We start from the raw sequence: 21,770 nt of genomic DNA, 5'->3' as shown, positions 1-21,770 counted from the left end.
ATAGCTTTCACATTTACGTTAGCTATCTAACTCTATTACAATAGTTTCCATTTTTCAAATTTGTATGTAGGAAAATACTTAATATTTCACATTTTAACATTTGTAATGCAATTTTAATCGATTAAATGTGTTTATTTATCGTTAAAGTGTTCAACTAAAGAATACTTTGGCCCTAAAATCTATATTCATTTAATTCCTACATTATGAAAAAGCCCCTAATCGTATTGTTTATTTTAGCAACAACATTTTCGTTTACAACTTCTGCGCAAGAGGTAAGTATTGATGGCAGACTAAAACCGCATTTAGATGCCTTTTTTGAATTGTGTAAAACCTATAACATTGAATACAACGATAAGTTATTTGCCTTGAAAAAAATTGCTGTGGTAGAAACACTTCAAACATCTTCAAAGGGTTCTACTTTAGGAATGCTACAAAGAGACGAAGATAGAAACGTTGAAAACATCGCCATCAATTGGATTGCCATGCTTGACCCTGAAATTTTAAAAGTAGTAGCTTTTCACGAATTTGGACACTATTTTTTAGAGTACGACCATCATGTATGTGACGACTGTGGTATTATCATGTCTGTGGTTAATACGAGCTATTTTGATATCGCTAACGATTGGGAAAATCAAATTAAGATCCTTTTTGAAAAATCACCAGCCTACCTTAAAAATCAAAATTCAATGAATACGACTGTCGCGCAGCAAAACTACTCGGGAAACTAACGACTATTCTTGTTGGCAACCTGCCTGTCTGCGGGAGTCTATAATGTGATGTATTTTCCATCCTGCATTGGTCTTAACTATTGTAAAAGAATTGGCGCCACAATGACTAAAGGTGCCATTTACCCAAAACTCATAAGGCGTCCAAACATGCGCTAAATTACCATCTATGGCGATGGTATATCCCAAAATACGCTCTTCCCACTGTTGATCGGTTGGGCGTTTTGCAATAGCCGTTACCAAACTGGAGGCGCTTTTTGTTGTAATAGTAGCCACTCCTTCTTTGTTTGTAAATGCCGTTTCTAACATTGCATGAGACGTTAATAATGTGCTCATTTGCAAGGTATTTCCTTTATGGAATCCTTCAAAAAAAGTTGCTATAATTTGTTTTGCTTCAGCTTCGGAAAAATCCTGCTGCGAAAAACAAAGGGTGCTTCCGCAGAAAGTAATAAGGAGGAGGAGGAGTAACTTCATGATACAAATAGTAAAGATTGAATCTCAAAATTAGTACTTTTACCTCTCAATTTCAGAAAAAATATGTCAACAGCAAAAAAAGAGTACAAACGTATCACCACAAAAACGTTGGTAGATATGAAAAACAGAGGTGAAAAAATTTCAATGCTTACTGCTTATGACTATACCATGGCGAAGATTGTAGATGGCTCTGGTATTGATGTCATATTAGTAGGTGATTCTGCTTCCAATGTGATGGCTGGACACGAGACTACATTACCGATAACACTTGACCAAATGATTTATCACGCAGCTTCTGTAATTCGTGGTATTGAACGCAGTTTGGTCGTGGTAGATCTCCCTTTTGGAAGTTACCAAAGTGATCCTAAAGAAGCGCTTCGTTCTGCCATTCGTATTATGAAAGAAAGTGGTGCACATGCTGTTAAAATGGAGGGTGGAAAAGAGATTAAAGAATCTATCAAACGCATTTTAAATGCGGGTATTCCTGTTATGGGGCATTTAGGACTTACACCTCAGTCTATTTATAAGTTTGGTACGTATACGGTTCGTGCGAAAGAAGAGGAAGAAGCTGAAAAATTAATTGAAGACGCTTTATTGCTAGAAAAAACAGGTTGTTTTGCTATTGTAATGGAAAAAATTCCTGCAAAACTTGCCAGACAAGTTGCTGAAAAATTGACCATCCCTATTATTGGAATTGGTGCCGGAAACGGTGTCGATGGGCAAGTACTGGTAACCCACGATATGCTGGGAATGACGCACGAGTTTAATCCACGATTTTTAAGACGTTACCTAGATTTATATACGGAAATGACGAATGCTTTCGGTCAGTACAGTGCCGATGTAAAAAGTGGTAATTTTCCAAGCGATGCGGAACAGTACTAAAACGTATTTATTCTGTAAATAAGTTCTAACCACTAACGCTTCTGCCATCCAAAAATCAAACTCGATACATAGTACCAAGGAGAATCTTCAAGTGTTGTTTGAAGACAATCATTTATTGATTGTAAACAAGCGTCCTGGAGATATTGTACAAGGAGATAATACAGGAGACACGCCACTTTCGGAAGTTGTAAAGCAATACATTTCTGAAAAGTACAACAAACCTGGCGCTGTATTTTTAGGTGTTGTGCATCGATTAGATCGGCCAACGAGTGGCGTGGTTGTTTTTGCAAGAACTTCAAAAGCATTGACCCGTTTAAATAAACTATTTGCAGAAAGAGAAACACAGAAAACATATTGGGCGATAGTACAAGAGGTCCCTCCTAACGCTTCAGAAAAGTTAGTCCATTTTCTAAAAAGGAATCCGAAGCAAAACAAATCGTACGCGCACAGTAAAGAAGTTCCTGAAAGCAAAAAGGCGATATTAACCTATACCATTCAGAAAAAATTAGATCGGTACACTTTATTAGAAATTGCACTAGAAACTGGGCGTCACCATCAAATACGTTCGCAACTTTCAGCAATAGGATCCCCTATTAAGGGAGATTTAAAATATGGTTTTAACCGAAGTAATAAAGACGGGAGTATTCACTTACACGCTAGAAAATTGACGTTTGTGCATCCCATTAAAAAAGAAGAGCTGACCATTGTAGCACCTCCTCCCAATGATGTTATTTGGAATGCTTGCCTTTAAAGAATGGATATTTCGTTTTTTAACGCATACAATACCAAACCGACTCTGTTTTTAACTTGTAGTTTATGAAACAAGTCTTGACGGTATCCATCGATTGTTTTCGGACTTAAATTCATTTCGTATGCAATTTCTTTGTAAGTCATTTCGCTACAAGCCAACTTCATAAAAATTAATTCATTTTCTTTAAAAACGGGTGCTTCTGCTTTCCCATCATCGTGAAGCGACTGTAAGAGTGTTGCATTTACTTTATCGGAATGATAATATCCTTTGTCCATTACCTCGTGTAAAGCTTCAATCAAATTGTCGGGATGAATGTCTTTAAGTAAATAACCTTTGGCACCATTACAAAGCATTTTTAGGATAATATCATCATCATCTTCCATAGAAAGAGCTAAGACTTTAATATGTGGATGATTCTCTGTGAGCCAAAGAAGAGTTTCGTGCCCATCCATTACAGGCATATTTATATCTAATAAAATAATCTCTGGCTGAATTTTTTCTGAAGCAATTTTGTTTTGAAGATCAAATCCATTTTTAGCGTGGTACAATACTTTAAAACCTGGAAAAGAATGGATTAGTTTTTCAAGAGATTCTGCAAATAATAAATGATCGTCAACAATTACAATACTTGCTTTTGGGGAACTAGTCATTTTGATACGGATATTTTAAAAATATTGTTGTTCCTTTTCCAATCGTTGAATTGATTGAAAAATCGAGATGTAGTAATTCTGCTCTACTCTTCATTGTTTCCATACCCGAACTATCTGTTATTAAGCTTGTATCGAAACCAACACCATCATCTTTTACTTCTATCTCTAAAAGGTTTTCTTTATAGGATAAAAGTACAAATAATTTTTTTGCTTTTGCATGTTTTATAATGTTTGAGAAAGACTCTTGCAGTATTCGAAATAAGATAATCTCGTTGGTGTTCTTAAAAGCCACTGGAGTTCCTTCTACTTTTAGTTTCGCTTCTAAAAAACTCAATTTATTAAAGCGCTCTAACTCTAATTCGATCGACGTTAAAATTCCGTTTTTTAAAATAACATCGTTGTTTAATATTTTTGAAAGAGTTCTAATCTCATGAACGGCATCTTTTACAACATCTTTTGTTTCATCAATTTGAGGATGAAATGATGGTGGAACCGTATGCGATAACATATTAAGCTGAATATTGACTACAGAAAGCAACTGCCCTACATTATCGTGAAGCTCCCAAGCAATATTTTTGAAGGTTTGTTCTTGAATCTCTAGTTTAGATTTTTCAATTTCTTTTTCAAAACGTTGAGCTACTTCAAGACGTTCTACTAAAAATTTATTTTTTCTGCGTTGAAAAGCAATCACAAACACGACCGTAAAAACAGTAAAGAATAACAAAATAGCTACAAAATAAATAATAAGTAGTGTCTCCTGTTCTAATAAAGGTCCCTCTCTCTTGAGCATATTAAAAATCCTGCTATGTAAATTGAATATGTTAAAATGTTTGTGCTATTTACCACGATGATATAAAGTTTCACGAATTCTGGGTCTAACGAATTGCTAAAATAATAGCTATAAATCATAAATGGCGTTACACATAAATGCCAAATTAGTGCCGCAACAGAGACGTAAAAAGGCAACGTTTTATGTATTTTTAATATTCTATTACTGTTTAGCAACTCTAAATAATACAAGGCCACACTTAAAAACACAAATAATGTTCCTACAATCATTGTAAAAGGTGAAAAGCCGATAAAAAAGATAGGTGTAAAAAACAAGTATGTAATACTCCCCACTAAAAATAAAATAGAGAGCATATTAATTAATTTGATGTTCTTTTTAGATTGATAATACCATTTAAAATAATGAATATAGAAAAGCATACTAATTATTAGGTAAATATTGAAATACCAATAATTTTTTTCGAATGGAGTTCCTTCTAAGAAATATAAAAAAGACCCTTCTTTTACAAAATAGGCATACCATCCGAAACATTCGGAAAACACAGTTAGCCCTAAAAATAAAACAAGATATAATGTATATTTAGTTCTATCCTTACGGTAATAATAAATACTTGTAATAAAAGCAATTACCTCTAGGGCTTGAAGTGTAAAAGTATACTTCACTTATTAATAATTTGTTGGTGGATGTCCTCCAATACCAGCATTCATAGGCGCAATATTGTAGTTATTAGGCGAATTAGCTGCAATTCCTTTTGTTGGAGACATGAACATCGTTGCTTTTGTAGAAGTATCACTATTATAAGCTGCAAAATAAAAACGTATCCCTGGCGATGAAACACCATCCTTTAGAGATTGTTCTCTAACGTAATCCAAAAATTCTTGTAATTCTTCTACAGAATACACAAACTCTCTTGTGTCTTGTACTCCTAATGAATTTTGAATACTTGATGCTCGCGTAGCAACCCAATTATCTTGTAATTGTCTTGCAGCTGCTTCTGTAATGCATTTTGCTGGTTTCCCCATGATTTTTGTAAGTTTAGTTAGTAATTAAGTATCTAAAATAAACAAAAAGCAACCCTACTTCCTAACCAAATTCAAAAAATAGGTAAAACCCTAACCCAAAAAAGGGTTTCGCCTTTTCTAACAGAGTGATTACACTGACCAAATTAATAGATAAAAACCCTAAAATAATAGGTAAATAACTATTGTTTAGATAGTTATATTTAATAACTTTATAGTCCCATCCCTACTTCCCTATTCTTACTTCATACCATTCTAAAAATGATATACGAGACATTGGAAATATTAATGGAACAAATTACCACGTATTTGGGTACAAAACCTAATGACGATAGTGTTTTACTATTAGAAAACAGTGCCAAACTTGACGATACAACACTCACCAAAATAAAGGATAGAGTGGTTGTTACTTTATTAAATCTTGAAGAAGAAACTACGCTAAAAAACATTCCTAATACGGAGTTTAAAAACGGTAAAACGATTTATAAGAACAAACCTGTAAATCTCAACCTCTATGTGCTATTTGCAGCAAATAGAACGATGTACGAAAAATCACTGATATCCATTTCTAACATCATTGCTTTTTTTCAATCCAAAAAAGTATTCACACAAACAAATACACCTTTTTCTTCAGGTAATTCTGCTTTTGACGATTTAAAAGAATTCAAATTTGTGGTTGACCTCTACACACCAACCTTCGAACAATTGAATTACATCTGGGGCACTTTAGGAGGTAAATCGGTGCCTAGCGTACTTTACAAAGTGAGTATTTTACATATCGAAAATGATATCATACAAGATATCGGAACACCTATCAGTCAAGTACAAGCCACTCTAAAAGACACCAAACAATGAGTTTTAATATAACATATAAACCCTTATGCCATGTAAATGCGTACCATCATTATTTTTTAGACGATGGCACTACAGCTTTTGACGATCTTGGTGAACCTACCTTAAAAGAAGAACAACTTGAAAAGTATAACCTCAATAGCTTTTTAAAGATTGTTCCGTCTTTAAAAACACAACGCATGTTAGCGGGTCAAAAAATACGATTTAAAGAAACGAATACTGGCTTTTCGTTATGGATTGCTTCGGAAGAAACCGTAACTCCAAACCTGTTTGAACCTAAGATTGAACTTTCGCAAAGCGAGACGCTTCAATTTCTACTGTATATTAAAGATTCTCTATTTGAAAATTATTCAACCGTAGTAGCTACCCCTTCTACTCCTTTCTATTTCTCGAATAAAAAACCTGATACAGAACCGGTCAGTTTCAGCGAAATTAATCTAGAGGAAACAATACCTCATACTTTAATTTCTAATTTCACCAGTACTGAAGCTACCTACGTAAAACTTTCCGAAGAACTTTCAGCTACAGAAACACAAAACCTATTTGGTATCATTTCGCTTCAAGTTGAAGCAGACACTCCTTCTAAAAGCTTACTAGATGGAAGCGGACAACTTCCAGCAACACCACCTACTTTCAAAATACAAATTAAAAACAGAGAAACTTTCTGGCAGTATTTAGATCAAAAAGACGGAAGTTTTATTCATAAGTCCCCTACCGAGTTACCCTTAGTAAAAAACGGAATTGTTGGATATAGTTTTGACAGTATAAAACGTCCTGCCGCAGCGCCCAATCGATTGCTTTTTGTGAAAGATGGCGGCGGAACGATTATAGAAACAATTTCAGAAATATTTATATAAAAATTAAACCTTAAAATTATGGCAACATCGTTTAAAACACCGGGAGTTTATGTGGAGGAAATCTCAACCTTTCCACCCTCAGTAGCTCAGGTAGAAACAGCAATCCCAGCTTTTATAGGCTACACAGAAAAAGCCTTTATTAGTGGGACCGATTATCACACTGAAGAGATTATTAAACCCATAAAAATTAGTTCGCTCCCCGACTACGAGTTTTTATTTGGAAAAGGTCCAGACCCAACCACTATCAATATTGATTTAAAAAGTGACAACACCGTAAAATCGGCAACCATCAACAGTATTAATTTACTTTACGACTCCATTCGCATGTTTTATATCAATGGAGGTGGCGATTGTTATGTGGTTTCTGTGGGAGGTTATAACGCCCTTACTTCAGAAATTGTAAAAGAAGACCTTACTGCTGGACTGGATTCACTACATAAAGTAGACGAACCAACCTTATTAGTCATACCAGAATCGGTACACCTCTCAGCAGAAAATGCAGGTGAAGTTCACGCTGCAATGTTAGCGCAATGCAACAAATTACAAGACCGATTTGCAGTGTTAGATATTGTAAATGGTGATTTAGAAGCCACTCCACTACTCGATCCTGTAGAAGTATTTAGAAGCTATGTTGGAATGAATAATTTAAAATACGGAGCAGCATATTACCCTTGGATTAAAACAACGCTTCCTTTCAAAATAGATTATGACACCATCGTTAACGGAACATTTACCAAAGAAGGAAATCCTGTCCCTGCCATCGAATCTTTTTTTAATTCTGATATCGTTGCTGCGATTACCAATAAAGATGCAGATATCACTGCCGCTGAAGCAGTACCGGCTGTGGATCCAGCAGTTCCAGGAACTCCATCACTAGCAAACTTACCTGCTTATGTGGAAGACATTTTTGATGCGTATAAAGAGTTTTTTGATCTTTCTTTTGCAGATAACACTGCAGATTCTAACTCTTCAACATCCATTCATACACGTTACACCAAAGATGGTTCTGCTTTTCACGGTTTATTAAAAACCTTTTACGATTATATTCACTTTAGCGATTCCACCAATGGAGGTCCGTCGCCTTGGGCTAGCCCTGGATTAGGAGATCTTAGTGTTGCTCCATTAGATCCTGCTGTTGCCTTTCCAACTTTGACTTTTAGTATTCCTGAAAGTGCAGGAAATAATGTTTTTCAAGCCACTGGAACAGCAGCTGGAATTACTCCTTATTTTGAAGTAATCTACGACAAACTAACAGCGTTAGTCGCTGCTTTTATTGAAGAATTAAAGGCTTCACGTACTACGACCACCGAAACACTGTCGCAAGTAGATGCTGTGTATAGAGGAATTATAACAGCCATTAATGCTCAAAAAGTAATTCTTCCTCCAAGCGGTGCAATGGTAGGTGTTTATGCCTACGTAGATAACAATCGCGGTGTATGGAAAGCGCCTGCAAATGTGAGTATTTCAGGGGTGGTTGCTCCTACCGTAAATATTTCGCATGAAGAACAACAAGGCTTAAATGTAGATGTGGTCGCAGGAAAATCGATAAATGCAATAAGACCTTTTGTTGGTAAAGGAATTTTAGTTTGGGGAGCAAGAACGCTTGCCGGTAATGACAATGAATGGAGGTATGTTCCTGTACGACGCTTTTTTATCATGGCTGAAGAGTCTATCAAGAAAGCAACCGAGCAATTTGTTTTTGAACCTAACGATGCCAATACATGGGTTAAAGTTAGAGCTATGATTGAAAACTTTCTCATTCTACAATGGCGCGCAGGAGCTTTAGCCGGAGCGAAACCTAATGATGCCTTTTATGTAAAAGTAGGATTGGGGGAAACAATGACTGCCGACGATATTTTAAACGGAATAATGAACGTAGAAATAGGAATGGCTGTGGTTCGCCCTGCTGAATTCATTGTATTGAAGTTTTCTCACAAAATGCAAGAATCATAAATCATTAGACAAATTAATAATCTTTAAAATCAAACAAAAATGGCCGATTTATATCCTTTAGTAAAGTTTCACTTCTCAGTAGATTGGGGAGGAACAAATATAGGTTTCACTGAAGTTTCAGGACTAGATGTAGAAACAGAAATGATCGAATACCGCCACGGAGCAAGTCCGGAATACAGCAAAATAAAAATGCCTGGTATGCAAAAATTTAGCAACATCACTCTAAAACGTGGATCGTTTGCAAATGACAACGAATATTTTGCCTGGTGGAATACTGTAAAACTCAACAAAATAGAACGTAGAGATGTAACTATAAAACTACTAAATGAAGCACATGAACCTGTAATTGTTTGGAAAGTTAAAAATGCATGGCCCGTTAAAGTTCAATCTACCGATTTAAAAGGTGATGGTAACGAGACCGCTATCGAATCTATGGAGATTGCACACGAAGGATTAGTAATTCAAAACGGCGATTAATGGCAACGTACTATCCTCCAGTTAGCTTTCATTTTAAAGTGGAATTCAACGGAATTACCCAACAAGAAACAGATATGCAATTTCAATCCGTTTCGGGTCTTTCCGTAGATATAGACACAGAAGAATTTGCCGAAGGAGGAGAAAACAAGTTTAAACATAAGCTTCCGGTACGAACAAAATATCCAAACCTGGTATTAAAACGAGGAATGGTTACCGATTCTAATTTGATCGATTGGTGCAGAGATGCTATTGAAAATTTTCAATTCAAACCTGTAGATCTTACCGTGAAACTTTTAAATGATGAGCACGAGCCGCTAGTAACCTGGAATGTTATAAACGCATATCCTGTAAAATGGTCGGTAGATGATTTTAATGCTGAAGAAAACAAACTAGCCATCGAAACAATCGAATTAGCTTATAACTATTTTACCCTCGTTTAGTATGCCAATTGAAATTAAAGAACTTATCATTAAAGTAACTGTCAATGATCCCAATCAGACCAATGCGTCTGCTGAAAAAAAATCGGGAGAGAAAGCAGAAGAAATTATGAGAGCCTGTATAGAGCAAGTACTAGAAATTCAAAATCGTAAAAAAGAACGGTAATGAGCACAGGAGAACTGAAAAAATTACGTGTCACAGGATATAAGGATGATAAATACACCGAAAAAGTGGACGATGGTGAGTTTACAACCTTATTAAATCCTGAAAAATACACGTTTAAATACAAAGTGGAATATACCGAAGCACAAGGGCAAGGAACTAGTGCTACGCAACCCAAATTTGTACGTACTCCTCCTGAAGATTTCGAACTCGATTTTCTGTTTGACAGAACCGGCGTTCTTCAAGGAAATGACAATAAAAATGGCGATGGAATTATTGAAGATATTGATAAATTCAAGAAAATTATTTTTGATTATAGTGGCGACGAACACAAACCAAATTATGTTCTCATTGGTTGGGGAACCTTATTATTTAAAGGAACGCTACTCGAAATGTCCATCGAATTTAAACTCTTTGCTCCCGACGGTACACCTATACGCGCTGTTGTAAAAACTAAATTTAAAGGCTCGGTAGAAGACGACCTTCGAGTGGCTAGAGAAAATAACAACTCTCCCGATTTAACGCACATCAGAACAGTAAAAGAAGGAGATACATTACCGCTTATGACCTTTAAAATATACGGAGACAGCAAGTATTATTTACAAGTGGCACAAGCCAACAAACTCACCAATTTCAGAAAATTAACCGCAGGACAACAAATTAAGTTTCCTCCTATCGAAAAAGCAACCTAATGAGTAACGAAAGAACCATAAACACTTCGCAAAGTTCAGACTTAATAACCTTTACTATTTTAATTAATGGGAGCGCTATTTCTGAAACCTATCAGGTAAAAAGCATCGCAGTAGAAAAAGAGGTTAATCGAATTCCTTTTGCACAATTGGTGTTTTTTGATGGTAGTGCAGCTAGTCAAGACTTTCCGTTGAGCAATAAAGATGAGCTTATTCCAGGAAATGACATTGAAATTAAAGCTGGATACCACAACGACGAAGCAACTATTTTTAAAGGACTTATTATAAAACAGAGCCTAAAAATAAGAGAAAACGGAGCCGTTCTTATTGTAGAGTGCCGAGATAAAGCGGTTGCAACAACACTCGGACGCAAAAGCAAATACTTTTACGACAACTCAGACAGTACTATTATCGAGGAGATTCTTAATGATTATAACATCGAAATAGACATCGCAAAAACCAATTACGACCACAAAGAAATGGTGCAATACAATGCTTCCGATTGGGATTTTATGATTACCCGAGCACAAGCGAACGGTTATGTCTGTTTTGTGGATGACGGTAAAATAACCATTGACAAACCGAATCTTTCCGAAGCACCAATTCAAACAATTAGATACGGTGACACCCTTCTTTCTTTCGATGCTGAAATGGATGCACGGAATCAATATAATAAAATAACAAGCTACGGATGGAATCCTTCAGATCAAGAAATTGTTGAAAATGAAGCTAGAAACCCACATTTAGTAGTAAATGGAAATATTTCTACTTCAGATTTGGCGAAAGTATTTGATGTTGAAAACTTACAACTAAAGCAAGGCGGAAACTACAATACGGCTGTACTGCAAGAATGGAGTGATGCGAAAGCAGTTTTTCAGCAGTTATCAAAAACAAGAGGCAACGTAAAATTTCAAGGCATCCCTGAAGTAAAACCCGGCGTCATTTTAAAACTTGAAGGTGTGGGAGACCGCTTTAACGGATCTGTTTTTATCAGCGCAATTCGACACGAGCTCGTAGATGGGAATTGGACCATAAATGCCGAATTTGGAATCAATCCGCAATGGTTTAGCGAAACATACGACATCAATGAAAATCCTGCCTCAGGGTTGCTACCAGCCGTAAATGGATTACAAATAGGGATTGTTTCTCAATTAGAGTCAGATCCCGATGGAGAAGACCGAATATTGGTGCAAATACCGATCATAAATAACGAAGAACAAGGGATTTGGACACGAGTCGCTTCGCTAGATGCTGGAGAAAATAGAGGTGCTTTTTTTAGACCAGAAATTGGAGATGAAGTAATTGTGGGATTCATAAACGACGATCCAAACCATGCTGTTGTCCTCGGAATGTTGAACAGTAGCGCAAAACCGGCGCCTATCGATGCAACAGACGACAACCATGAAAAAGGGTTTGTCACCCGAAGCGAAATGAAGTTGCTATTTAACGATGATAAAAAATCCATCACTATTGAAACACCCGCAGGTAAAAAAATTACCATTGATGAAGAAGCAGGATCTATCATTATTGAAGACGACAATAATAACACCCTTACACTAGACAGCGATGGAATTATAGCCAATAGCGGTAAAGATGTAACACTAAAAGCAGTGGGAGACGTAACCATTGAAGGAACCAATGTAACAATAAATGCAAATACTCAATTTAAAGCGGAAGGAATCTCCGGTGCAGAAGTATCGACAAGTGGAATTGCCGTTTTAAAAGGATCATTAGTACAAATAAATTAAAAATATGCCCGCAGCAGCCAGAATAAACGACATGCATGTGTGTCCCATCGTAACTCCAGCAGGAGCTCACGTTGGAGGCCCTATTTTACCTCCAGGAGATGTTACCGTATTAATTAGTGGTATGCCAGCCGCACGAATGGGAGATATGGCAACATGTACCGGTCCCCCAGATATGATTATTGGAGGTTCGTCAACAGTACTTATTGGTGGTAAACCCGCCGCACGAATGGGCGACACCACCGCACATGGCGGAACCATTGTTTTGGGAGATTTAACCGTATTAATTGGATAAAAAGAAAGAATATGTACGATGAAAATACATTTTTAGGAGAAGGTTGGAGTTTTCCTCCTCATTTTGATAAAACTACAGGAACCCTTGTAACTACTACAGGCGTAGTAGATATTAATCAAAGTCTAGAGATATTATTATCCACCCGTTTGGGCGAACGCGTGATGTTACCAAATTACGGGTGCAACTTAGAAGAAATGTTATTTCAAACCTTAGATGTAACATTAAAAACCTACATCAAAGATTTAATTACCACAGCAATTTTATACCACGAACCTAGAATTGATATGCTAAAAATAGAACTAGACACCACTAACGAATTAGAAGGTGAAATTTTAATCCGAATCGAATACTTAGTTCGGAATACAAATTCGAGAGCAAATATGGTCTTTCCATTTTATAAAGTTGAAGGATCTGAAGTATAACAACCATGGCTAAGAACTGCGAAAATACATTCCTATTACAACATGGCGGCACTGCACAATCGCAACGGTTTCGCAATGCACTTGCGCCTGAGAATCTGAAGCTGAATGATTTTTCGGTGGCAGAATGGATGCAGTTTGCGCATACCTTTGCAAAAGAAGTTAACTATTTCAGTATCGAAAATGATACAACGCCTGCAGGAACTTGGGAATCGTTTTTCTTAGAAAAAGATAAAATTGCTGCATTTATTAACGAGATTGAATCTGGAAGCAAGCTTACTCCGCATCTTACGCTATTTGTTTGTTTTCTGAAGTTATTAGAAATTTCAAAAAATAGGTTTAACTCTATTACAAAACGGCATCTCGATTTCTATTATCAGGAAATCCTTCAGATAGAGAAAAAAGCGCCTGTATCAGATCAAGTACACCTCATTTTTGAAGTGGCCAAGAATATTTCGGAAACTAATATTGAAGCTGACACATTTGTTGAAGCTGGAAAAGATTCCGAAGGAAAAAGACTTCAATATACTACGAACAAAGAGGTGGTTGTAAATAAAGCTGCGGTTGTTTCTTTAAAGAGTGTGTATCATCATCATAAAAAAAGTGCTACAGAACAGAATGCATTATACGCTGCGAGTGAAGTAAATTCGGTAGATGGGAAAGGAGAACCTTTTAAAGAAAATCCACAATGGCTTCCATTTGGATACCCACAACATTACAAGCCTTCCCTCCCATTAGATACACCAAAATTAGGATTTGCCATCGCCTCACCTACCTTGAATTTACAGGAAGGACACCGTGATATTTTGTTCCACTATGCGACAAACAAAGCATTTACATCCTTAACTAACGCGCAACTTTCCGAAGTTATAGAAGTATACGCAACAGGCGAAAAAGGGTGGCTTGGCCCGTATAAAATTGAAACTACGAGTAAAACAGGATTTGCCACAGTTCTTTCTGGGAATGTTTTAGATCTTTTTGTCGCAATTCCTAAAAGTGAGCCAGCTATTACGCCATACAATCAAGAAATCCACGGCGAAGGGTTTACAACAACGCATCCTGTATTTCGGTTTCTTCTGAAAACAACGCAACCTGAATATGCGGTAGGTTATTCCTTATACACGCAATTGGTAGAAAAAAGAATTCTTGCAGCATCTATAAAAGTAACGGTTTCTGAAGCTGAAAATGTTATACTGCGGAATGATTTAGGAAACCTAGCTGCCAACAAGCCTTTTCATCCATTTGGCGCGCAACCGATTGCAAAATCTGCTTTTTATGTGGATTATCCGGAAGCTTTCAGTAAAAAATGGACCAACATCCAATTAAAAGGCGATTGGCTCAATACACCTCCCGATTTTAGAGAACATTATATTGCCTATCGGAAGAACAATAGTAGTCGGAATTTATCACCAAGTTTATACTATAAAACATTGTATCAAGAATTTACCGATGGTATTTTTCAAGCTGTAAAAGAAGTCGATGGATTTAAAATTACTGCTAATACACCCACGAATTTATATGTAGACGACAACGATTATTTTAAAGCTAAAGTCACACTTAACAACAACGAAACAACCGATACATTAACGTCTAACCATGTTTTATTTTCTTCGGAAGGTGATCCCTTTCAGTTGCAGCTTTCTGTAAACGCCAAATCAAATTACGTCGTTGGAAAAACGGGTCCGTTGAAATTAGCACTAAATCAGTCGTTTTTACACGCTATTTTTCCGCAGGTATATGCTTTGGCAATCACTAATACTGAAGATACTTTATTACCCAACGAGCCGTACACACCTATTCTTGAGAAATTATACCTCACGTATACTGCGACGCAAATGGTTAACTTTTTAAGTCCGCCAGGCACCACTAAAAATCTTGACAAGATTCAATTATTTCACGAGCATCCTTTTGGCCAAGCAGAAAACAACAACACTATTGTTCCGAAGTATTGCGTAGGAGGTGCATTGTACATTGGACTCACTAACACGAAAGCATTACAACAAGTACAGCTTTTATTCCAATTATTGGAAGGCACTGAAAATCCTTTAGCGACCTCCTTCACTCAAAACGAAAAAATAGAATGGGCAGTGTTAAGTGGAAACGATTGGTTTCCGTTACAAAGCAATCATTTATTAGGAAATACAACCGATAACTTTCTTAAAACAGGAATTGTAACAGTTAGCATTCCGAGAGAAGCTTCTATTGAGCACTCATTATTGCCTTCAGGAATGGTTTGGCTACGTGCTAAAACCGATAAAAGCTTCGATACCGTTTGTCGCTTCATGGCTATTAAAGCGCAAGTGGTAACGGCAACTTTCAGAAATAATAACAACGAGCTTTCACATTTAGAAAATGGACTTCCCTCAGAAACCATTAGCAAACTCACCCAAAGGGATGCGCATATCAAGAGTATTTCGCAACCGTATGGCACGTTTGGAGGAAGCCCTGAAGAAAGTGATTCGCACTATTACCAGCGCATTAGTGAACGTATTAGACATCGCGATCGTGCTATTAATTTGTGGGATTATGAGCATCTCATTTTAGAGAAATTCCCCGAAGTTCACAAAGTAAAATGCTTAACGCATACGCTCGATTCAAACTTTCATGCACCTGGAAATGTTGCCCTAGTGGTCATTCCAGATACGGTGAACCAGAATGCGTTCGATATTTTTCAGCCACGACTCAGTACCGCAAAACGGAATGAGATTCAATCGTACATCAATCAATTGAACACGCTATTTGTGACAGCTCAAATTATCAATCCGCAGTATGAAGAAATTAAAGTGAGTCTAAAAGTTCGGTTTAACACAGGCTTCGACGAACATTTTTATACTACAAAATTGGAAGAAGACATCAAAGAATACTTATCGCCTTGGGCGTATAAAACAACTGCGGGATTGCGCTTTGGCGTTACATTTCATAAAAGCAAATTGATTGCCTACATAGAACAACTTCCGTATGTAGATTTTTTAGACAGTGTAGTTTTACGACACATAAAAACACCAGAAACCACTGGCGAAGTAAAAACAAATATAGTTCCGTCGTCTCCAAAAGCGATTTTGGTTTCGGCAAAGCAACACGACATTGAGTCCATACAATCTAATTGTAAAAAGAAAACACCAAATACCGATCCTATATGTCTGCCATAGATCCATATACAACGATTGCTAAAAGTACAGCGAGTCAAGATGATCTTGATTACGATTTCCTGCGCAAAAAAGGAATTGAGTACATCGAGGCGTTGGGAAGTAAACTATGGACAGATTACAACTCCCACGATCCTGGGATTACCATTTTAGAAGCCGTTTGCTATGCTATTACCGATTTAGGCGCGCGAATGTCACTTCCTGTTCCGACACTTTTAGCCGAAGAAGACACCCCCGATTTTCTAAAAACTCAATTTTTAACTGCGGAAAAAGCGCTACCTATCAAGCCTGTGACCGTTCAAGATTATCGGAAAGTTTTTATTGATATTGACGGAATTAAAAACGCTTGGCTGAAGAAGCACAACAAAACGGTATATGTTAATTGTAAAGAGGATCTTCTTTCCTACCAACCCTTCGAAATTGATCCCAAGCAGCAACACGAATTTGTACTCAACGGTTTGTACGATGTCTTGATTGAAATTGACGAATTAGATCCCGAAATTTACACTACAGAAGCCAAACGAAAAGCACAACTCAAAAAACTAAAGAAAACAGTTCGAGAAGTGTATCAATCGCATCGAAATCTGTGCGAAGACCTAATAAATATAGAGGAGGTTTCAGAATTTCCAATTGCTGTCTGTGCTCAAATTGAATTGGTTCCAAATGCAGATGAGGAGTTGGTACACGCCCATGTATTAGATGCCATTGAAGAATATTTATCACCTTCCCTCCGCTTCTATTCGCTTAAAGAAATGCTAGAAAAAGGCTACACAACCGATCAAATTTACAACGGTCCGATGTTGGAAAATGGTTTTATAGATTCGGAAGAATTACGCGCTACGGCATTGGTAAAAGAAGTGCGATTAAGTGATTTAATAAACCGCATTCAGCAAATTGAAGGCATCAATGTGATTCGTGATATTACCATTAATAAATGTGACGGAAAACCCACAGACACCCAAGAATGGAATATCTGTGTTACTGAAAATAGGAAACCCAAGCTTTGCGACAAAAGTGCGTTTAGTTATTTTAAAGGGTTTTTGCCGCTAAACATCAATAAAGACAAAGTAGAAGCCTATCGGAAAGCACAACAAGCCGAAGAAGAATTGGCCATCGATTTGGTCGCTTCGGAAAGCAAAGAACTCGAATTGCCACAGGGAGATTATTTAGATATGGGAAGTTATACCACCCTTCAAAACGATTTACCTGAAATATATGGAACGAGCGAAATTGGAACCAAAGCACGCGCAACCGTAGCCCAAAAAGCAAAGGCGAAACAATTGAAAGCTTATTTGTTATTTTTTGATCAGATTCTCGCCAGTTATTTTGCACACTTAGAGAATGTAAAAGAGGTTTTCTCCATCAACGGAACCCTTAAAAAAAGTTACTTCTCACAAGCGGTAGATAATGTGAAAGACCTTGACAGCTTAGTATCTGCACAATACACCACAGACGAAAACATTACCCATGTATTATTTAATGAACTAGACGATACTGTTGGCAGACGTAACGAACTGTTAGATCATTTACTCTCTCGTTTTGCTGAAAATTTTAGCGATTACGCCTTTTTAATGAAGCAATTGTATGGTACTAATACCGATGAAGAGGTGATAAAAACAAAGCAACGTTTCCTTCAGAATTATGAAACAATTGGTTGTGAGCGTCCGCTGAGCTTCAACTATTGGAAACAAGCCCCTGAAGATTTATGGGATACTGGAAATGTCTCCGCATTTCAGAAAAGAATTGCACTCATTACAGGGAATCCGAATTATTTCCGAAGAAATTTTTCAGACAATCCGTTAGAAATCTACGAAGAAATTGACACCGATGGTAAAATTGAGTACCGCTTCCGTTTCCGAAGTAATTCAAACATCATTTTATCTTCTTCGAGTAAGCATTACCATACGCTTGCAGCCTTATACAATGAAATTTTAAACGTAAAAAACTACGGTCGCTTTGAAGAAAACTATGAGATAAAAACAAATGTTTCTGGAAAGTTTTATTTCAACCTAACCAATCCTGAGTTCCCAGATACAAGCGACGAGCGACATGTAATTGCGAGAAGAATTTCATCATTTACAACGCGCACTGCTGCCGAAAATGCCATTGCAAAAGTTACTGCATTCATGGAAACCCTCGATCCAAATGAAGGAATGTACGTACTAGAACATATTTTATTGCGTCCAGACGTGACCAAAGAAAATGCACTTCCCGATCACTTTTTACCTATTTGTACGGAAGATTGTGAAGCGTGCGAGAGTATTGATCCGTATTCATTCCGAGTGTCTATTATATTACCCGGTTGGACAGAACGCTACTCCAATGTAGATTTTAGACGTTTTATGGAAGAACTCATTCAGCAAGAATTACCTGCACATATTTTAGCGAAAATTTGTTGGATTGGATATCCGAAAAGTTATGATACCGAAGGTGATGAAAATGAAATGATAGAACTGGAAGAAGCATATAAGGCATGGCTACTAGCAAAAACAAATATAGGTCAGAGACAACCTATTACGAAATTGAAACGCCTTACCAAAATAATGAGCAGCCTGCACACCATTTACACGCAGGGAAGACTTCACAATTGTGACACTGATGAAGAAGAACAACAACAAGATATTATACTAGGAAGAACCAATTTGGGGAAACTTTAAAGCATACCGTTATGAGCCGAACACTTTTAGAAATAACACCACAGTACAGCTCCTTTGTGGACGACCAAGTACTTACTTCAGCAAAGCTCAATGAGTTTATGGAGTATTTTGATGAGCAAGATAAATTAACACGCGTGTGTCTTACAGGAGTTGGAGTTGCCTGCGGATTTACAGTAAAACTGAATAAAGAAGCGCCTTCAATTACCATATTACAAGGCTGCGGAATAACCTCTGACGGCGATTTATTAAAGCTGCAACGCGACATTGAAGATCTTCAAGCTCCAAAAGGGAAATCGTTTAAGGACATTCAAGAAATGGTGGCGCAGTTAACCTATACACATTACAAAACCTTTGCAGACGAACATGCCGAATATGCCCCTTTTAGAAATGGTTCTTCTGTCATCGACATAAAAGAATTAATTACAGATTTTAATGCGCCAGACGATTCGGAAGGTATTTCACTTACACCGACCCTTCTAGCAGATAAAGTCGTGGTGCTCTATTTAGAATGCTATGCCAAACCCGCAGATATTTGTACAACGACCAATTGTGACAACCAAGGGCAACCCAATATTCAGAATGTAAAAGCACTACTTATTGATAAAGAAGATGTTATTTCTATTGTAAATAATGAAGACACTATTTTTAACAAGCATGATGTGTATGAAGCTATTTTGGCACTACCAAGTACTGCTGTTGAAAAGGTGATTTTAAACGCCGATTTTGGGATAAATAACAACATTTCAGAATATTCAAAATTAGCAAAAGCATATACAACTAAAATTACTTCAGCTAAAAATGTATTAAACGCTGCTTACAGTGGTCTTTTTGATGGCTTTTCTGAAATATTAGATATTAGCAATGGGGTTCGGAATACGGTTTTAAACCAGATAGATGATTTAGATAATTTCAATAATGCCGCTCGAATTCAATACAGATATGATCTTACAAAAGATATTAGCGATACGTATAATGAAATTGCAAAACTTTTGCTTCAGTTAAAGTCGGAATGTTGTCCGAATATAAATTCCTTTCCGAAGCATTTATTATTAGGCTGCTTAGATTCAGAAAAAGTATATCCCGAATTGCGTCACGATTTTTACCATGCTCCTGTAAATAATGGTTATGCAACGATTGTAAAACAAGCAAAATCGTTAGTTAATAGAGTCCGTATTTTATTAGATAATTTCAATCTTCATAACACGCAAGAAGTACTAATTACACCTTCCATTAATTGTGGAGATTTGGGAGAAAAGGCAATTCCGGCGTATTACGATGTGGACGCTTCTTTTTTACGTTTTTGGGACTTTAAGAAAACCCAAAATTACAAACAAAACCTAAACGTAAGTTATCATAAAGGACTTTTAGCCGCTGGAAGTTGGGTTCAGAATCCGTTAAACTTTCAATTAGATGGCACCAATTTTTATCGAATTGAAGGTCATTTAGGGATGAGTCCGTCGCAAGGAATCACAGCTATTGAAACGATTAAAAAAGAATACGCGTTAGATTTTGACATCGTAGAATTTGACATCAATGAAGATGCACAAGCCTTTACTTCGTTTGTAAAAAACAACCCTTCTATACTTCATAAAGCAGGTGTTGACAAAGGAGGAACCTTTGTTATACTTAGTAACAAGGAAGAAATACTTGCCGATTTTTGTGTGTCGTATAAAATCGCTGCAAAAGGAAACGAGCAAGGTTGTTGTTCATTGATGGAGTGCACTTTTCCATGGATTAGTTCGCTGAAATATTTAAACAACTTATCGCGTAGTTTAAACGGAACACAAAGCAGACGAAAGTTTATGCCTCAAAATTATACGCTAGACATTATAGAGTATAAAATTAATGGCGAACAACTCATCAATCGAACTGTTCGAATTACGATTCCGTTGTCACAAATATTCTTGCGCAGAATGCATGCAATTACAGATGCTCTAAACTCCAAGTTTGACAAAGGAGTGGTGTTTGATTTTAATGAAAATCAGAAGCGGTTTGTAATTACGCGCGCGAAGGAAGATCGGTATGTTATTCGATTGCGAGATGCTACGTTAGGAAGCAATCCAATTTATACGTATAGCAATACTGGGATGTACCGCAACGACAAAATATTCAGACCTGATGCGATGCGATGCCGCGATTTAAAATCGTACAATCCTTCGTTTTACGAAAAATTACATGCACAGATTGCACCCGTTAATAAAGATGATGATTACGGAACCTATGACGATAAATGGGCAAAATGGTATTTATTACGAGACAGATTAGTTACAAATCCATTTTTTGAAGAAGCGAAACTGAAAAGAATGATCACTAGTGCTAGTGAATTACCTGATGATTTAAAAACAACACTTCGAAATTTAAAAAGAGATTTTGATGCTGTAGCGAGTGAAGCCAATGTGAAGTTAGCGTACCAGCTTGATGGCGATTGGGTAAACGGTGTTTGGGTAAACGATGCTATGTTGACCTATCGTAGAGAAAATATAAAAAACACACACGACGATATTGTACTCTTTATAAACCTTAGAAAGTTTTTACATAACGAAACCGGTGTTACAAAACTATCAATTTATATCACGGGAAGTCCGTATAATACTATGTTCGATGAGGTTCTTTCTGAGTATAAAGGGGTTGCTGATTTTTACTTCGGAAACCCAAGTGGTATAAACGCTATAAGTATCTAATATGGAAGCTTCGTTAAAAATAGGGCATAAAAAAGGGTATCAGTCGGTCAATTATTGCAATCCGAATGATACCCAATGGGTCCAATTACCGAAACTTCTTTGTTATTA

The 21,770-nt window shown here is 36.8% G+C and carries 21 protein-coding genes; 16 read left to right on the top strand and 5 right to left on the bottom strand.

Annotated elements, in window-relative coordinates:
- Window positions 1–203 precede the first annotated feature (203 nt).
- Window positions 204–728 carry a hypothetical protein gene (locus BLQ00_RS13160; protein WP_093144782.1) on the top strand — a complete coding sequence of 175 codons (525 nt, stop codon included), beginning with the start codon at window positions 204–206 and terminating at the stop codon, window positions 726–728.
- A 3-nt stretch (window positions 729–731) separates the two neighbouring features.
- Here the strand turns inward: BLQ00_RS13160 and BLQ00_RS13155 are convergent, their stop codons facing one another.
- The gene (locus BLQ00_RS13155; protein WP_093144781.1) at window positions 732–1,199 is read right to left on the bottom strand and encodes a nuclear transport factor 2 family protein; all 468 of its coding nucleotides are present in this window, start codon (window positions 1,197–1,199) and stop codon (window positions 732–734) included.
- A 63-nt stretch (window positions 1,200–1,262) separates the two neighbouring features.
- Here BLQ00_RS13155 and panB point away from each other — a divergent pair, with 63 nt between their 5' ends.
- Together panB and BLQ00_RS13145 are read left to right on the top strand one after the other, a co-directional pair.
- Entirely contained in the window at window positions 1,263–2,081 is an 819-nt protein-coding gene (panB, locus tag BLQ00_RS13150; protein ID WP_093144780.1) for a 3-methyl-2-oxobutanoate hydroxymethyltransferase, read from the top strand.
- Between the two features lie 94 nt (window positions 2,082–2,175).
- Window positions 2,176–2,832: an RluA family pseudouridine synthase gene (locus tag BLQ00_RS13145; protein WP_229792631.1), complete on the top strand. Its 657-nt coding sequence runs from the start codon at window positions 2,176–2,178 to the stop codon at window positions 2,830–2,832.
- On the opposite strand, the gene BLQ00_RS13140 is transcribed toward BLQ00_RS13145, so the two are convergent.
- From BLQ00_RS13140 to BLQ00_RS13125, 4 genes are read right to left on the bottom strand one after another with little or no spacing between them, the layout of a single operon-like run.
- Window positions 2,829–3,482, bottom strand: coding sequence for a response regulator transcription factor (locus tag BLQ00_RS13140; protein ID WP_093144778.1), 654 nt, complete (start codon window positions 3,480–3,482; stop codon window positions 2,829–2,831). The genes BLQ00_RS13145 and BLQ00_RS13140 overlap by 4 nt on opposite strands.
- Window positions 3,475–4,272 (bottom strand): sensor histidine kinase, encoded by a 798-nt coding sequence (locus BLQ00_RS13135; protein ID WP_093144777.1) that lies wholly within the window; start codon window positions 4,270–4,272, stop codon window positions 3,475–3,477. The genes BLQ00_RS13140 and BLQ00_RS13135 overlap by 8 nt, the downstream gene beginning before the upstream one ends.
- Window positions 4,245–4,934: a hypothetical protein gene (locus tag BLQ00_RS13130; protein ID WP_093144776.1), complete on the bottom strand. Its 690-nt coding sequence runs from the start codon at window positions 4,932–4,934 to the stop codon at window positions 4,245–4,247. Before BLQ00_RS13130 ends, BLQ00_RS13135 begins: the two co-directional genes overlap by 28 nt.
- 3 nt (window positions 4,935–4,937) lie before the next feature.
- Window positions 4,938–5,294: a hypothetical protein gene (locus BLQ00_RS13125; RefSeq protein WP_093144775.1), complete on the bottom strand. Its 357-nt coding sequence runs from the start codon at window positions 5,292–5,294 to the stop codon at window positions 4,938–4,940.
- A 258-nt stretch (window positions 5,295–5,552) separates the two neighbouring features.
- On the opposite strand from BLQ00_RS13125, the gene BLQ00_RS13120 reads away from it, so the two are divergent.
- The 13 genes from BLQ00_RS13120 to BLQ00_RS13065 are packed head-to-tail and all read left to right on the top strand — an operon-like array spanning window position 5,553 to window position 21,662.
- Window positions 5,553–6,146 (top strand): Pvc16 family protein, encoded by a 594-nt coding sequence (locus BLQ00_RS13120; protein ID WP_093144774.1) that lies wholly within the window; start codon window positions 5,553–5,555, stop codon window positions 6,144–6,146.
- Entirely contained in the window at window positions 6,143–7,000 is an 858-nt protein-coding gene (locus tag BLQ00_RS13115) for a hypothetical protein (protein ID WP_093144773.1), read from the top strand. Before BLQ00_RS13120 ends, BLQ00_RS13115 begins: the two co-directional genes overlap by 4 nt.
- 18 nt (window positions 7,001–7,018) lie before the next feature.
- Window positions 7,019–8,953 (top strand): phage tail sheath family protein, encoded by a 1,935-nt coding sequence (locus BLQ00_RS13110; RefSeq protein WP_093144772.1) that lies wholly within the window; start codon window positions 7,019–7,021, stop codon window positions 8,951–8,953.
- 39 nt (window positions 8,954–8,992) lie between these two features.
- Window positions 8,993–9,430, top strand: a complete 438-nt coding sequence (locus tag BLQ00_RS13105) for a phage tail protein (protein ID WP_093144771.1) — start codon at window positions 8,993–8,995, stop codon at window positions 9,428–9,430.
- Window positions 9,430–9,870 (top strand): phage tail protein, encoded by a 441-nt coding sequence (locus BLQ00_RS13100; RefSeq protein ID WP_093144770.1) that lies wholly within the window; start codon window positions 9,430–9,432, stop codon window positions 9,868–9,870. Before BLQ00_RS13105 ends, BLQ00_RS13100 begins: the two co-directional genes overlap by 1 nt.
- A 1-nt stretch (window position 9,871) precedes the next feature.
- Window positions 9,872–10,033, top strand: a complete 162-nt coding sequence (locus BLQ00_RS17595) for a DUF5908 family protein (RefSeq protein WP_175445453.1) — start codon at window positions 9,872–9,874, stop codon at window positions 10,031–10,033.
- A complete protein-coding gene (locus BLQ00_RS13095; protein ID WP_093144769.1) occupies window positions 10,033–10,722 on the top strand; it encodes a CIS tube protein in 690 nt (229 codons plus the stop codon). Before BLQ00_RS17595 ends, BLQ00_RS13095 begins: the two co-directional genes overlap by 1 nt.
- A complete protein-coding gene (gene vgrG / locus BLQ00_RS13090; protein ID WP_093144768.1) occupies window positions 10,722–12,467 on the top strand; it encodes a type VI secretion system tip protein VgrG in 1,746 nt (581 codons plus the stop codon). Before BLQ00_RS13095 ends, vgrG begins: the two co-directional genes overlap by 1 nt.
- 4 nt (window positions 12,468–12,471) lie before the next feature.
- A complete protein-coding gene (locus BLQ00_RS13085) occupies window positions 12,472–12,759 on the top strand; it encodes a PAAR domain-containing protein (RefSeq protein WP_093144767.1) in 288 nt (95 codons plus the stop codon).
- Between the two features lie 11 nt (window positions 12,760–12,770).
- On the top strand, window positions 12,771–13,181 hold the full coding sequence (locus tag BLQ00_RS13080; RefSeq protein ID WP_093144766.1) for a GPW/gp25 family protein: 411 nt from the start codon (window positions 12,771–12,773) through the stop codon (window positions 13,179–13,181).
- A 5-nt stretch (window positions 13,182–13,186) separates the two neighbouring features.
- Complete coding sequence (locus BLQ00_RS13075) at window positions 13,187–16,327, top strand: baseplate J/gp47 family protein (protein WP_093144765.1); 3,141 nt, start codon at window positions 13,187–13,189, stop codon at window positions 16,325–16,327.
- Entirely contained in the window at window positions 16,315–18,981 is a 2,667-nt protein-coding gene (locus BLQ00_RS13070; protein WP_093144764.1) for a YegP family protein, read from the top strand. Before BLQ00_RS13075 ends, BLQ00_RS13070 begins: the two co-directional genes overlap by 13 nt.
- Window positions 18,982–18,992: 11 nt before the next feature.
- On the top strand, window positions 18,993–21,662 hold the full coding sequence (locus BLQ00_RS13065) for a hypothetical protein (RefSeq protein ID WP_093144763.1): 2,670 nt from the start codon (window positions 18,993–18,995) through the stop codon (window positions 21,660–21,662).
- The last annotated feature ends 108 nt before the right edge of the window (window positions 21,663–21,770 follow it).

It is taken from the genome of Ulvibacter litoralis, assembly GCF_900102055.1.
Taxonomy (GTDB): domain Bacteria; phylum Bacteroidota; class Bacteroidia; order Flavobacteriales; family Flavobacteriaceae; genus Ulvibacter; species Ulvibacter litoralis.
The sequence above is the reverse complement of the archived record's forward strand: the minus strand, read 5'-3'. Positions and strand labels throughout refer to the sequence as shown.

What these genes read in the sequence shown, in the direction of transcription:
- BLQ00_RS13100 (WP_093144770.1), top strand. Translation starts at nt 9,430, where the DNA reads ATGGCAACGTACTATCCTCCAGTTAGCTTTCATTTTAAAGTGGAATTC.
- BLQ00_RS13075 (WP_093144765.1), top strand. Translation starts at nt 13,187, where the DNA reads ATGGCTAAGAACTGCGAAAATACATTCCTATTACAACATGGCGGCACT.
- BLQ00_RS13160 (WP_093144782.1), top strand. Translation starts at nt 204, where the DNA reads ATGAAAAAGCCCCTAATCGTATTGTTTATTTTAGCAACAACATTTTCG.
- BLQ00_RS13095 (WP_093144769.1), top strand. Translation starts at nt 10,033, where the DNA reads ATGAGCACAGGAGAACTGAAAAAATTACGTGTCACAGGATATAAGGAT.
- BLQ00_RS13125 (WP_093144775.1), bottom strand. Translation starts at nt 5,294, where the DNA reads ATGGGGAAACCAGCAAAATGCATTACAGAAGCAGCTGCAAGACAATTA.
- BLQ00_RS17595 (WP_175445453.1), top strand. Translation starts at nt 9,872, where the DNA reads ATGCCAATTGAAATTAAAGAACTTATCATTAAAGTAACTGTCAATGAT.
- BLQ00_RS13140 (WP_093144778.1), bottom strand. Translation starts at nt 3,482, where the DNA reads ATGACTAGTTCCCCAAAAGCAAGTATTGTAATTGTTGACGATCATTTA.
- BLQ00_RS13115 (WP_093144773.1), top strand. Translation starts at nt 6,143, where the DNA reads ATGAGTTTTAATATAACATATAAACCCTTATGCCATGTAAATGCGTAC.
- BLQ00_RS13155 (WP_093144781.1), bottom strand. Translation starts at nt 1,199, where the DNA reads ATGAAGTTACTCCTCCTCCTCCTTATTACTTTCTGCGGAAGCACCCTT.
- panB (WP_093144780.1), top strand. Translation starts at nt 1,263, where the DNA reads ATGTCAACAGCAAAAAAAGAGTACAAACGTATCACCACAAAAACGTTG.
- BLQ00_RS13105 (WP_093144771.1), top strand. Translation starts at nt 8,993, where the DNA reads ATGGCCGATTTATATCCTTTAGTAAAGTTTCACTTCTCAGTAGATTGG.
- vgrG (WP_093144768.1), top strand. Translation starts at nt 10,722, where the DNA reads ATGAGTAACGAAAGAACCATAAACACTTCGCAAAGTTCAGACTTAATA.
- BLQ00_RS13120 (WP_093144774.1), top strand. Translation starts at nt 5,553, where the DNA reads ATGATATACGAGACATTGGAAATATTAATGGAACAAATTACCACGTAT.
- BLQ00_RS13085 (WP_093144767.1), top strand. Translation starts at nt 12,472, where the DNA reads ATGCCCGCAGCAGCCAGAATAAACGACATGCATGTGTGTCCCATCGTA.
- BLQ00_RS13080 (WP_093144766.1), top strand. Translation starts at nt 12,771, where the DNA reads ATGTACGATGAAAATACATTTTTAGGAGAAGGTTGGAGTTTTCCTCCT.
- BLQ00_RS13110 (WP_093144772.1), top strand. Translation starts at nt 7,019, where the DNA reads ATGGCAACATCGTTTAAAACACCGGGAGTTTATGTGGAGGAAATCTCA.
- BLQ00_RS13065 (WP_093144763.1), top strand. Translation starts at nt 18,993, where the DNA reads ATGAGCCGAACACTTTTAGAAATAACACCACAGTACAGCTCCTTTGTG.
- BLQ00_RS13135 (WP_093144777.1), bottom strand. Translation starts at nt 4,272, where the DNA reads ATGCTCAAGAGAGAGGGACCTTTATTAGAACAGGAGACACTACTTATT.
- BLQ00_RS13070 (WP_093144764.1), top strand. Translation starts at nt 16,315, where the DNA reads ATGTCTGCCATAGATCCATATACAACGATTGCTAAAAGTACAGCGAGT.